Below are 13111 nucleotides of genomic sequence, written 5' to 3' on the forward strand. Positions count from 1 at the left end.
CGATAGGTGGTCGGATGCGGGATGGGTGGTCACCGAACGCCCTTGATGAATCGGACGCTGATGGCACCGAGGATGACGGCGACGATGGTCACGATGAAGAGCGGCTGGTAGAGCCCGGTCGCCGCGACGACGGCGCCGGCCAGAACGGGGGCGATCACCTGCGGTCCGGCATTGGCGACGTTCATCACGCCAAGATCCCGTGCGGCGTTGTCCATATTCGGGAGGACTCGAGTGATCAGCGATTGGTCGACGGCGAGGTAGACGCCGAAGGCGACGCCGAAGATGCCGCTGGCGATGAAAGCGCCGGTGAGCGTGGGCACCAGGAGGTAGACGAGGGCGCCCGGGGCGAAGAGGAGACTCGACAGGCCCACGAACACACGGATTCGTCCGAACCTGTCCGACAGCCATCCGCCGATGATCGAGAAGACGAGGAGTCCGAGCGTGCTCACTCCCTGCACAGCGACGAGGACGGCGGCGGCTTCCGTGACCGTACCGACACCGATGTAGTCAGCGAGGATGTACAGCTGCATGCCGGACATGAAGTTGTAGCCGAAGATGATCAGGAACCGGCCGGCGAACGTCCACCAGAAGTCAGGCGCGCTCCGGAAGCTCGGAAAGCGAGCCGCCGCCCGACGCTCGGCCTTGGAGGCGTGAACCGCGGCACGGACCGGCACGTAGTCCTTCGTCGTCAACGCGAAGATCGTCCCAAGGACGAGCACAACCGCAGCGATGCCCACGTACCCTACGAAGAGGTTCGTCGTCAGGCCGGCGATCGTGATCCCTCCGAATGCACCAAGGATCGACGACGCTCCGACCAATCCGGACATGGTCCCCCGGTTCCGGATCGGGACGCGTTCGGGGAGAACGGCGGTCAGGGCCGCCTGCAAACCGCTCAGAGGCCACATCGCGATCGCCCACGTGATGGCGAGGACGAGCGGGCTCGGGCTGCTGGCGGTGACGAGCAGGGCGAGGGCCGCGGCGACCGCGGATCCCAAGATCCAGATGTTGCGCCGGCCAAGGAAACGGCTGCTCGTCTTGTCTGAGAGGAGTCCGAGCAGTGGCTGCGCCACCAAGCTCGAGATCGCACCAGCACTGATCACGAGGCCCAGCATGCCGGCTGCCCCGGTCGTCTCTCCGAGCAGCTCGGCGACCTGTCTGCCGAGCATCACCTGAAGCACGCCACCCCAGACGACGTTGACACTGATCATCGCCAGCGGATAGATGACCCAGAGCCATCGGCTCATGTGCTGGGGACCCGTCGATGGCTCGAGAAGGGCATCCGGTGTAACTGCTGAACCGGGTACAGCGGCTTGATGAGGGCCGGTTTCGGGTTGAACGCTGTTGGTCGACATTGAGGATCTCCACGGCTCTGTGAGGGAAACGCTTACGCGCGTTATCGCCTCATCTAACATCATCTGATTACGCGCGTCAACTACACTGGTCGGACAGACACGAGGGGGAACGCGGGATGGCAGTCACGAGCGATGACGTTGCACGCGCTGCGGGGGTATCTCGGCCGGCAGTCAGTCAGATCCTGAACGGGCGAGGACGGTTCGCTCCGGAGACCATCCGACGAGTGGAAGAGATGGCTGCGGCCATGAACTACCGCCCGTCAGCGGCCGCTCGGACGCTTGCCACCGGAACGAGCGACGTCGTGGTCGCTCTCGTGCCCAACACCACGTTCGGCACCAATCTGCAAGACGTCATCGACGTGCTCACCGCAGAGCTCGCTCAAGTCGGCCTGACGCTCGTTCTGCGTTTCGCGAGTTCTCCCGTGGAACTGCTCGAGCACTTCGTCACGACCGTTCGACCGCGCGCAGTGATCGCGCCCTTCGTCGCTGCCACGGCTGCGGAGCGGAAGTTCATAGAAGGCAGCGGGGTTACCCTGATCGATCTGGCCGCGGGAGAGGATGTGAACTATCGCATCGGTCAAATGCAAGGCGAGTATCTGGTATCGAAGGGGCACCAGGCGCTCGTCTACGCGCACCTGCACGACGCCCGCATCGACGTGTACGGCGACATGCGGGAACGAGGACTCGCCGATTCCTGCCGCGAGCACGCGATTGCAGCGCCGAAATCGATTCGGCTGTCTGTCGACCTGGTGGACGCAGTGTCCGTCTTGCGCGACCTTCCTACCGGAGTGGCCATCGCCTGCTACAACGACGACGTGGCTATCGCGCTCCTCGCCGCAGCACGAGAACTCGGACGTCGCGTTCCGGAGGATGTCGCTCTGCTTGGAGTGGACGCGACTCGGATCGGTGCCCTCATGTCGCCCCGGCTGACCACCATCGCGGTCGACACGACGACCGCTTTGCACGCAATGGTCGACAACATCGTGAGCCAGCTGTCCGGTTCTGTTCCCGTCGACTCCCTCGCGGATCGACTTGTGCTCAACGTCGTACACGGCGGCTCCGCCTGACGGCGGGCACTGAGATGCCCCATTGGTCACCAGGTTGCTTGCCCAGTCGGATCTCGCTTTCTCGGCCAGGGTGGCGCAGCGACCGAAACTCGTCCTGCTAGCCGCGGCGCCGGCCAGCCAGGACGGAAGCCGTGCGCCGCGGTGGCGATACTCGTCAGGAGCGCGCTAGATGCAGCCCTGCCGATACGGCGTCGTGGTCGCCCGAGTACGCTGCTGCCTCGATGCGAACACTGTCTGCGGCAGGCGCGAACCCGGCGTCTGTCCATCGCTGAAGTGGACGGGTGGAACCCGCGAGGCGGACCGTCCGGGTCTTTCCTGCCTCAAGCGTCAGCGGAGCGAATCCGACGAGGACCCGCTGTGGAAAGTCCGGAGCCTCGACCGCAGCGTAGAGCTGCACCACGTGTCGTCCGGGACGTTTACCGGTGTTCCGGACGGTGACGAAGGCGGAGAATTCCTCGCCGTCGACGTCGCCGAGCTCAATCGTCTCGATGTCGAACGAGGTGTACGACATACCGAAGCCGAGAGGGAAGGCGGCCTGGTGGCCGTCCCGGTCGAGCAGTCGCTGACCGTGCCAACGGTCGTAGGTGATGGCGGCGGCGTCGATGTCGAACGGGGGGAGGTGGTCTTCACTGGTGGGAATCGAATACGGGAGTCGTCCGGTTGCATCGCGTTCGCCGAGGATGACGTCCGCCAGTGCCGTGCCGCCTTCGCTGCCGCTGTACCAGCCGACGAGCACGGCGGGGACAGCGTCGCGCCATTCTTCCGTGATCACCGCACCGGCGGTGACGATGACGACGACGGTCCGCGGATTCGCGGCCGCGGTCGCTCGGATGATCTCGGCATCGACTGGGCGGACGCGGAGGGAGCGCCGGTCACCGCCGAGCGCTGTTCCCATGGTGTGCTGCGAGTCGCCGGCGCCGGCCATGAGTGCGGCGAGGTCCACGCCCTCGGGAGCTGGTGGAAACAGGTTCAACAGCTCGGGCTGTGATGTGAGATCGCCCATGTATTCACCTTCGTCGGCCGCGGTGTATCCAACGACAACGATCGCCACATCGGCTCCTGCTGCCGCGATAGCGGCTGCTTGTGGGTCGTCTTCGCCGGCGAACGTCACCGTAGCGTCCGGCAGCGCGGCCTGCAGACCGCGCAACGGCGTGATGACCTCGGGTGAGCGGACATTCGAGGAACCGCCGTCGCCCGTGTTCGGCAGGTCGGCGAGACGCCCGATGACCGCAACCCGATCCAGCCCCTCACGGTTCAGCGGGAGGAGCGGTGCACCGTTGACGTCGTCGTTCTTGAGGAGCACGATCGCCGTCGCGGCGGCCTCCCGCGACAGTGCACGGTGCTCGGGCGAAAAGACGACCTCGAGGCCTGGCTCCGCATCGAGCGGCCGAGCGAAGAATGCGAGCTGCGTCGCGAGGATCCGACGTGCCGCCCGATCGACGTCGGACCACACCACTCGACCCGCTTCGAGGTCGGCAGGCAGTTGCCCGGCCCGCTGCTGTCGGAACGGCTCTTCAACGTCGAGACCGGCTCGGAGGGACTTGGCCGCGTCGCGCAGGCCGAAGATGAAGTCGGAGACGGTGACGCCGGCGAATCCCCACTCTTCGCGGAGAATGCCCTCCATGAGTCGTTCGTTCTCGCCTGCCCACTCGCCGTTAACGCTGTTGTATGCGGTCATGATGCCGTCGACACCTGCCTCGACGACCCGGCGGAAGTGCGGCAGATACACCTCGTGCAAGGTGGCATCATCGGCCGTGACGTCGATCGTGAACCGGGCGTTCTCCATCGAGTTCAGCGCGTAGTGCTTCGCAACAGCCATGGCGTGCCGACGGACACCGCGGGTCAGCGCCACCCCGAACTCCCCGAGCAGCAGACTGTCCTCGCCGTACGTCTCCTGGGCCCGCCCCCAGGCAGGGTGCCGAGGGAGGTTGATGCAGACGCCTCCGAAGAAGTTCGCTCCCTGTGCCCGCATCTCGGCGCCGATCGCCGTTCCGATGCGTTCCTCCAGGTCGACATCCCAGGTGGCGCCGCGCGCCATCGCGACCGGGAATGCTGTGGAGTTGCCCATGACGACGCCCCGCGGCCCGTCGCTGAACCGCAACCCAGGGATCCCGAGTCGATCCACGCGTCCCATGATGATCGGCCGCATGTTGTAACCAGCGCTCATCTCGCCCATGCCGGGCCAGAACTCATCATCCCCGTCAAGCAGCCACAGCTTCTCCTCGTCCGTCAGCAACGCGAGCAGCGCGTCCACTTCGGTAGCAAGCTCGGCACCGCTCTTGACGCGTTCGAGACTGCGCGAGAACTCCGTCGTCTTCGTCGACATCACAAAACCTTTCATCCCTTACCTGCACCGATGCAGGTAAGGGAATTGTAGGGAGCCGCAACAAATTTCACAAGGACGGATATGCGACGCTTGAGTCCATGACCGAGCAGCAGCGGAGAACGCGCCTTGCGCCCAGTGAGCGACGAGCGCTGATCATCGACGCGGCAACCCGTCAGATCGCAGAGGGCGGATACAACACGTTCACTCTTTCCAAGCTGGCCGAGGACTGCGGGATGACTCGAGCAGGTATCGAGCATCACTTCTCGTCGCGCGAGGAGCTACTGATCGCCGTCCTCCTCCATCGGGACGACCTCGACGCCTTCGCGATCACCACACCCGTCGAGGGACGAGACCCCCGGACCTTCGATGAGGACAGCGCGTGGAAAGTGCTCGACAACCTGGTGATACGAAATGCGGGGCAACCTGAGCTCCTGCGGCTCTACACGATCCTCGGCGCCGAGGCGCTTGATCCGCAGCACCCGGCACATGACTACTTTGCTGAGCGCACTCGAACTGCACGCGACCTGCTCGCGGACCTGTCCGGTTCATGGCACCCGCAACCACGGGCCTTCGCGCTCGCAGTGCTCGCGGTCCTCGACGGGCTGCAGCTCCAATGGCTGCGCTTCCCCGACGAAGACCTGGTCGCCCTATGGAAGGGCGCCGGAGGCGCGCTGGCTCGCAAGACGGCGTGAAAACAGTTCTGGTCTCGCCATCGAGACGACCCGTCAGCGGGTCAGCGATTCCGGGCAGCGCTGGGCGGCTCCCGGGTCGCGATTGCAGTTTTGATCGGTGTCGACTACAGATTCACCGGCGGCCGCCAGTATGTCTTCTGGACCAACGAGACCTACTGACACCGCGGCCTGAACGCCACCCACACACTCCGGCAATCCGAGGCACCGGCCTCGCCGCCGGGGCGCTCACTTGCTAGCTTCGGCGGCTGGACCGCTCAAGCCGCTCGGATGCAGCCGCGACTGCCACAAGACATCGCCGCGAGGAGGTTTTGCAATCTAAAACGTCGCTCCGAACAGAAAGCGACAATTTAGACTGCAAAGCGACACTTTACGACGTGCGTTCACACTACATGTGAACGCGCGCGCAAAGTGTCGCCGTGGCCCCGCTGAATCAGCGGGTTTCCAACGTAAAGTGTCGCCGGCGTTTCCAGCACAAAGTGTCGCCCCGAACACGCCTGCGTGATTCCGGGGTTTGAGGCCGACTTGGGGTCATCTGGTGGCGCTGCCTCTCGTCCGTAAAGCACGTCGGCTCGATGCCATCAGCCCCAAACTTTCGTCGAACTAGGGGCGGGCGTCCTCGAACTCTCCCGCTGCCTTGTGCTCCCGGCAAGCACCGACCAGCTCGACGACACCGGCTGCGTTATCGGCGCCGTAGAAACCGAATACTTGCCCCTGCACGGACGCGTGACAGCGCTCGTGTTGGCGCGATCGGAGAGCCGAAGGGATCTCCACGGTGAATCCCGGGAACGGATCTGCTCATGGGGCATTTGGGTCCGGATCGTGCCTCACTCGTGGCATTCATCAGCCTCCGGCTGTGCCCTCGCCAACGGGAGCGATGTCAGCGGCCCTGTTCAACCACAGCCGGCCATCGCTGCACAGAGGCAAACGGAACGCCCGCGGTAACCGTGAGCGGATGATTCGGAAACGCATCAAGCGTGCTCGCGAGCTTGATCGTCAACCGCTCGAGCGTCTCGATCTCCTCTGCGCTCCACCCGGTCAGCACACTGACATCCTGCATGGCGTCCAACACGCGGGAGCCGAGCGCTCGGCCCGAGGCAGTCAGCCCGATGACAGCACCGCGCGCGTCTCGCGGGTCGTGCGCGCGGAACACCAGGCCAGCGCTCTCCAGACGAGCGATGACCCGGCTCATGTTCGACCGCGTCGTGTCGACCGCGTCGGCAAGTGCGGTGGGCGTCGCCAATCCGCGATAGATGAGCTGGTTGATCACCAGGAACGCTGGCAGGTCCTTCGGAAATGGGAACCCGCTGTCGCGCATGACTTGCTCGCGGTACGACCGCGACGTCCCCCACGCAACGATGGCCTGGAACGCCGATTGGAAGCTCGGCGCATCGCCTCCAACGAGTGGAGCAACGTCCTCGGCCGCGAGGGCGTCCAGCGGGAGCGTGTTCTTGCTTCTCGGCATCGGACGGGACTCTTTCTACGACTCGGGCTCCCCAGCATAGAGCGCTCCGCGAGAGAATCCTGTAAAACTATTTGACTCAGGAACATACTTGGTGGCACTGTTGGCGCGTTGATTCGTTTCATTTCGTCCCCCGACGATTCCCGCGCTCGTGCACTTCAAAGGAGAAGTCCCGTGTCACTCACATCAAAACCAGCCCCCCGCCCGTGGTGGGTCGCCGTTGTTTCCGGCATGGCCTCGTACGTCGACGCTGCCGCCATCACCGGCTTCGCCACCGCGATCGTCGTCTTCCAGCAGATCCTCGGGCTGAACGAGATCCAGATCGGCATGGCCGGCGGAGCACTCACCGCTTCCATGGCCATCGGCGCGCTCGTCGGCGGCCGGCTCGGCGATCGCTTCGGTCGTCGTCCAGTGTTCACCGCGACGATGATCGCGCTCATCATCGGCGCTGTCGTGCTGGTGTTCGCATCCTCGTTCCCCGTCATCCTCATCGGGGCGATCATGCTCGGATTCGCAAGCGGTGCCGACCTACCGGTCTCACTGTCGACCATCTCCGAGGCGGCGACCGAGCACAACCGGGGCCGCCTCATCGGGTTCACCAACCTCCTGTGGATGGCAGGCATCATCGCGAACATCGTCATCAGCACCCTCGTCGGCGATCTGGGCGCAGTGGCACCGATGATCCTGTTCGGGCACATCGCCGTGGTCGGCGCCCTGATCCTCCTCGGACGGCTGACGATCCCCGAGTCGGCAACGTGGCTCGCAGCCCGGGCCGAACGACGGGCCGGCGTGAAGACGGTCCGCGCGGAGCGCGCCGGCATTCGCATCCTGTTCCGTGGCCCTTACGGCACGGTCTTCCTCGCTCTGATCATGTTCGCCTCGCTGACCAACCTCATCGCGAGCACGATCGGCAGTTACGGCACCTACATCCTCGTGAACTTCGGGGACGTCTCGATCAGCCAGGCATCACTGGTCACCCTTCCGCTGCTACCGGTGAGCATCATCGGGTACCTCTGGTTCATGAAGATCGCCGACAAGCCCGTCCGGTTCCGCTACTTCCAGGCGGGAGGCATCGCATTCGTGCTCTCTTCGCTGGTCGTCGCACTCTTCGGCGCAAGCGTCCCCGTCTACCTCGTCAGCCTGCTGCTCATGGGCGTCGGTTCGGCCTTCGCATTCGAAGGCATCCAACGAGTGTGGGCACAGGAACAGTTCCCCACGCTCCTGCGCACGACGGCGCAGGGCAGCATCATCGCCATCCAGCGCTTCACGGCAGCCGCCCTCGCGAGCGTCACCCCGACCCTCCTCATCGGCGGGCCGTCACTCCTGTTCGGCATCCTGACCGTCGGCTCCGCCATCGGAGTCGGCTGGGCCTGGATCGTGTTCCGCACCCGCGACCGACACGACGAGTTCGAGTCAGAGGCCGGTGCGACTGAACCAGCAGAACGCTCCGCGCCGATCGCCTTCCACTAACCCTGTCAAGAGGACTCCACCATGACCCCGCACTCGCTCACCGTCGATCGACGCCCCGCGCCGTTCGGCATCGACTCAGCCACCCCGGAATTCGCCTGGAAGCTCCCGAACGACGCACCTTCACAGCTTGGATACGAGATCGACGTCTCCACCGACTCGTCGTTCGCCCTTCACGACGTCCTCTGGACGAGCGGCCGGGTGAGGAGCACGACCCCCTACGGCGTCTTCTATGCCGGCGTCGCGCTCCGGTCCCGCACCGAGTACCACTGGCGGGTGCGGGTGCACGGAGCCGAAGGCGCCGTCAGTGAGTGGGCTGCCGCGTCGTTCGAGACCGGGCTTCTGAGTCCGAGCGACTGGCAGGCCGACTGGATCAGCCACCCGCTCACCAAAAAGAACGACCCCCGCAGCATCTACCTCTCGACGACGATCGAGCTTCCAGGGGACGTCGTCCGAGCGCGTGCGTACGCGAGCGCGCTTGGTTGGTACCGGCTCTTCATCAACGAGCACGACATCACCGGTACCGCCCTGGTGCCGCGGTGGACACCGTTCCACGAGTACACGGAGTACCAGGTGTACGACACCGTCCACGCGCTGCGGGCCGGCACCAACACCATCGGCATCATCGTCTCCGAAGGACGATTCCGCGGACGCCTCGGCGCCTTCTCCCTCCCCAACCGCTACGGCGACCAACTCGCCGCGCTCCTGCAGCTGGAACTGGAACTCGCCGACGGCACTACGGTCCAGGCGACGAGTGACGCAGGTTGGACTGCCAGCCACGGGCGGGTGCGGGTCGCGGACCCGAAGGACGGTGAGCGGGTCGACCTTCGCCTCCCGGAATTGCCGTGGCTGCAGGGTCCCGCGGAAGGCTCCGTCTCAGCGGTGGTCGTCCCTGAGCGGCGCCGGATGATCGCGGAATCCGTCGCACGGGTCGAGCAGATCGACCAACGCCCCGGGACAGTGTCACGGACCCCATCGGGCAAGCAGCTGATCGACTTCGGCCAGAACCTCTCCGGCGTCGCACGCGTCCGCCTGTCAGGCCCCGAGGGCGCCACGGTGCGGCTGCTGTACAGCGAGGTGCTGGCCTCGAGCGGGGAGATCGCGACCGGCTACCTCGGGGGCGGCCCGTCCAAGAAGGATTGGTTCCAGCGCGATGAGGCGATCCTGGCAGCCGAACCCGTCGTCTACACCCCCGGCGCCACGATCAAAGGCTTCCGCTACCTGAGCATCGAGGGGCCCGCCGACCCGATCTCCGCGGACGACGTCGAGGCCATCGTCCTCTCGACGCCACTCCCTGCGGTCAGCGAGTTCCACAGTTCGGATGACCGGCTGAACCAGCTGTGGAAAAACGTCGTGTGGTCACTGCGCTCGAACTTCACCGACACCCCGACCGACTGCCCGACCCGAGAACGCAGCGGCTGGACGGGAGACATCCAAGTGTTCGGGACCACCGCCGTGCAACTCGTCGACGCCGGCGCCTATCTTCGCCGCTACCTCCGCAACCTCGCGGCAGAGCAGCACTCAGACGGAACGATCCCTCCGTTCATCCCCTCGGAGGCAGCACCAGGGATCAGCCGCAACCCCTTGGGCTTCACCCGCACCTCGGCAGGATGGGGCGATGTCGCTGTCATGCTCCCGTGGACGCTGTACCAGTACTACGGCGACACCGCGGCACTTCGCGACCAGTACGCCAGCTCGAAGGCGTGGGTGGACCAGCTGGCGACGCGCGCCGCGCGCAAACGAGGCATCAGGCGCAGGTTGCGGCGCGGCGTCGGACAACTCGAGCGGTACGTCGTCGACACCGGCTATCACTGGGGAGAGTGGCTCCGACCCGGAGAATCTCTCGCGTCGGAGATGCCCGGGAACTTCCTCGGACGACGCACCAGCGTCGCAACGGCCTACCTCGCCCACTCCGCACGACTCCTGTCCCGGATCGCCGACGTCCTGGGCGAAGACGCGGATTCCCATCGCTACGCCACCCTGGCCGAGAACGCCAGCTCCGCCTGGCGGGCCGCCTTCGTGGCCGACGGCGGAGGGCGCATCGGTGACGACCGGCAGGACGACTACGTCCGCGCCCTCGCGTTCGACCTCCTGGAACCACAGCACCGCGACCGAGCGGCTACCCGCCTCGTCGGACTCGTCCAGCAGGCAGGGAACCACCTGGCCACCGGATTCCTGAGCACACCGATGCTCCTCGACACACTCGTCAACACCGGCCACCCCGACGTCGCTCTGAGCATCCTGCTCCAGACCAGCGCCCCATCCTGGCTGCAGGCCGTCGAACGCGGAGCAACGACCACCTGGGAGACCTGGACCGGCTACAAGGAGGGCGAACCCGAAGCATCACACAACCACTACGCATTCGGTGCCGTCGCCGCATTCCTGCAGGAGCGCATAGCCGGCCTCGCGCCCGCAGCTCCTGGATACGCCCGCCTCCGCATCGCCCCCATCATCGGCGGGGGCCTGACCTCCGCCGCGGTCACGATCGACACCCCGTTCGGCCGTGCGTCGTCGGCCTGGGCTCGTGACGACACCGGAGCGGTCTCCCTCACCGTCGAAGTACCCCCCGGCGTCCGGGCGGACATCGTGTTCGGAGAAATCTCGACAGAAGTAGGATCTGGGACTCACCGGTTCACCTCGAACGCATCGGAGACGGCCCGCAGCAGCCAGTAGCCACCCTTCAGCAACGCTCAGATGGCTGCACTGCACCTCGGAGGGTCTCACCGCCACCAAGCCGCCACCGGAGCGTTCTCGCAGCCTAAAGTGTCGCTCCGAACAGAAAGCGACGCTTTAGGTTGCGAAGCGACACTTTGCGTTGAGCGTTCACACTACATCCCCGGCGCCATGTCGGCGAAGCGCGAGAAGTGCCCGTGGAAGCCCACGGTGATCGTCCGGGTCGGTCCGTTACGGTGCTTGGCGATGATGAGGTCGGCCTCGCCGGCTCGCGGGCTGTCCTTCTCGTAGGCGGACTCACGGTGCAGGAGCACCACCATGTCGGCATCCTGCTCGATCGAGCCCGACTCACGGAGGTCGGACAGCGCCGGCATCTTGTCGGCACGCTGCTCAGCACCACGGTTCAGCTGCGACAGCGCGATGACGGGGACCTGGAGCTCCTTCGCCATGAGCTTCAGCGCACGGGAGAACTCCGAGACCTCCTGCTGACGGCTCTCGACACGCTTACCGGACGTCAGCAGCTGCAGGTAGTCGATGACGACCATCTTCAGCCCCACGCGCTGCTTGAGCCGACGGCACTTCGCGCGGATCTCGACGAGCGTCATGTTCGGGCTGTCGTCGATGTAGAGCGGTGCGTCGTTGATGCGGCCGCGCACCTGCGCGATCTTCGTCCAGTCCTGCGAGTCGACGGTTCCCTTACGCATGAGCTGCAGCGGCACGGACGCCTCAGCGCTCATGAGACGCATCGCGATCTCGCTACGCCCCATCTCGAGCGAGAAGAAGATCGACGGCTGGTTGTAGTGAACCGAGGCTGCACGGGCGAAGTCGAGCGCGAGCGTGGATTTACCGATAGCGGGTCGGGCGGCGACGATGATGAGCTGACCCGGGTGCAGACCGTTCGTCAGTTCGTCGAGCTCGCGGAAGCCCGTCGGCACGCCGGTCATGGAACCATCGGTGTGCTTGGCGGCCTCGATCTCGTCGATCGCGGCACTCACCGCGTCGGTCAGCGGGACGTAGTCCTCGACCTCCTGGTTACCGGAGACGGCGTAGATCTCGGCCTGGGCGGAGTTGACGAGCTCCACGGCCTCACCCTCGGCCGCATAGCCCATCTGCACGATGCGGGTGCCAGCCTCGACGAGACGACGCAGCAGCGCGCGCTCCGCGACGATGCGGGCGTAGTAGCCGGCGTTCGCCGCGGTCGGCACGAGGCTCGTCAGCGTGTGGAGGTAGTCAGCTCCACCGGCGCGGGACAGCTCGCCCGTCTTGACGAGCTCGTCGGTGACGGTGATGACGTCGGTGGGCTCACCGTGCGAGTACAGCGTCAGCAGGGCGTCGTAGATGACCTCATGCTTCGGGATGTAGAAGTCCACGCCACGGAGCGTCTCGACCACGTCGGCGACCGCGTCCTTCGACAGCAGCATGCCGCCGAGTGCACTCTGCTCCGCGAGGAGGTCGTGCGGAGGGACCCGCTCGTTGCCGCGCGGCTCGTCGTACGATCCGCCGCCTTCGGAGCGGTTGAGGTGAGCGATCGACAAGTGGACATCCCTTCTCGATGTGGACTCGGGTGGTGCGGGTGGTGACGACTCAGGTGTAGCAGGAGCATGCGACACGCACGGGCCCTGCGGGGCGCTCGAGGGCTACGGACGAGGGCTGCTCAGCCTGCTCGTCCGGCTGTTCCGAGACGCCGATGACTCACGATAGGGCCACTCGTCTCCACAACCAACTCTGCCTGTGGATAACTCTGTGGAGAGATCGGGGGAAACGCCGCGTGTCGTGTGCACAAGCTGTGGGAAACCCTGTGGAGAGACAAGTTTTTCTACGATCCAATACCTCGCCGACCAGGGGATTCTGATTCCACAGGCTGTGTGTGGAAAGTTCTTTCGATCCTGTGTCGAACGTTGGGGAGAACGGAGGTCACCTGTGTACAACTTGCTTGACGCAGAGGGCGAAACGGGTGTAGCACACAGGTGTCGGGGCGGCCCGTCGCCCCTCTTCTGGGCACAGAAAAACGCGATGGCAGCAGACCTGTCGGTCCACCGCCATCGCGCTCATCACGACGTGCATGAGGCGTCGGA

Annotated in this window: 8 protein-coding genes; 4 read left to right on the forward strand and 4 right to left on the reverse strand. The window is 65.3% G+C overall.

The annotated features are described in order from the left end of the window. Positions 1-29: 29 nt before the first annotated feature. Positions 30-1352 (reverse strand): MFS transporter, encoded by a 1323-nt coding sequence (locus EAO79_RS03210; RefSeq protein ID WP_164486884.1) that lies wholly within the window; start codon positions 1350-1352, stop codon positions 30-32. A gap of 116 nt (positions 1353-1468) precedes the next feature. On the opposite strand from EAO79_RS03210, the gene EAO79_RS03215 reads away from it, so the two are divergent. Further along, positions 1469-2419: a LacI family DNA-binding transcriptional regulator gene (locus EAO79_RS03215; protein ID WP_124767771.1), complete on the forward strand. Its 951-nt coding sequence runs from the start codon at positions 1469-1471 to the stop codon at positions 2417-2419. Positions 2420-2573: 154 nt separating this feature from the next. Here the strand turns inward: EAO79_RS03215 and EAO79_RS03220 are convergent, their stop codons facing one another. Next, positions 2574-4745, reverse strand: coding sequence for a glycoside hydrolase family 3 C-terminal domain-containing protein (locus EAO79_RS03220; protein WP_079704261.1), 2172 nt, complete (start codon positions 4743-4745; stop codon positions 2574-2576). Positions 4746-4843: 98 nt separating this feature from the next. Here EAO79_RS03220 and EAO79_RS03225 point away from each other — a divergent pair, with 98 nt between their 5' ends. Next, positions 4844-5437 (forward strand): TetR/AcrR family transcriptional regulator, encoded by a 594-nt coding sequence (locus tag EAO79_RS03225; RefSeq protein ID WP_079704262.1) that lies wholly within the window; start codon positions 4844-4846, stop codon positions 5435-5437. Between the two features lie 877 nt (positions 5438-6314). Here the strand turns inward: EAO79_RS03225 and EAO79_RS03230 are convergent. Beyond that, positions 6315-6899, reverse strand: a complete 585-nt coding sequence (locus EAO79_RS03230) for a MarR family winged helix-turn-helix transcriptional regulator (protein WP_124767772.1) — start codon at positions 6897-6899, stop codon at positions 6315-6317. Between the two features lie 108 nt (positions 6900-7007). Between EAO79_RS03230 and EAO79_RS03235 the strand changes: the two genes are divergently transcribed. Beyond that, positions 7008-8366: an MFS transporter gene (locus EAO79_RS03235; protein ID WP_256386823.1), complete on the forward strand. Its 1359-nt coding sequence runs from the start codon at positions 7008-7010 to the stop codon at positions 8364-8366. Positions 8367-8387: 21 nt separating this feature from the next. Then, positions 8388-11036, forward strand: a complete 2649-nt coding sequence (locus EAO79_RS03240) for an alpha-L-rhamnosidase (protein ID WP_124767773.1) — start codon at positions 8388-8390, stop codon at positions 11034-11036. Between the two features lie 155 nt (positions 11037-11191). Here the strand turns inward: EAO79_RS03240 and dnaB are convergent, their stop codons facing one another. Beyond that, positions 11192-12565 carry a replicative DNA helicase gene (gene dnaB, locus EAO79_RS03245; RefSeq protein WP_369808454.1) on the reverse strand — a complete coding sequence of 458 codons (1374 nt, stop codon included), beginning with the start codon at positions 12563-12565 and terminating at the stop codon, positions 11192-11194. Positions 12566-13111 lie beyond the last annotated feature (546 nt).

Source organism: Plantibacter sp. PA-3-X8, from assembly GCF_003856975.1.
In the GTDB taxonomy this organism is placed as follows: domain Bacteria; phylum Actinomycetota; class Actinomycetes; order Actinomycetales; family Microbacteriaceae; genus Plantibacter; species Plantibacter auratus.

Excerpts from the sequence above, each read along its gene's own strand:
- EAO79_RS03210 (WP_164486884.1), bottom strand. The coding sequence starts at position 1,352 with ATGTCGACCAACAGCGTTCAACCCGAAACCGGCCCTCATCAAGCCGCT.
- EAO79_RS03215 (WP_124767771.1), top strand. The coding sequence starts at position 1,469 with ATGGCAGTCACGAGCGATGACGTTGCACGCGCTGCGGGGGTATCTCGG.
- EAO79_RS03220 (WP_079704261.1), bottom strand. The coding sequence starts at position 4,745 with ATGTCGACGAAGACGACGGAGTTCTCGCGCAGTCTCGAACGCGTCAAG.
- EAO79_RS03225 (WP_079704262.1), top strand. The coding sequence starts at position 4,844 with ATGACCGAGCAGCAGCGGAGAACGCGCCTTGCGCCCAGTGAGCGACGA.
- EAO79_RS03230 (WP_124767772.1), bottom strand. The coding sequence starts at position 6,899 with ATGCCGAGAAGCAAGAACACGCTCCCGCTGGACGCCCTCGCGGCCGAG.
- EAO79_RS03240 (WP_124767773.1), top strand. The coding sequence starts at position 8,388 with ATGACCCCGCACTCGCTCACCGTCGATCGACGCCCCGCGCCGTTCGGC.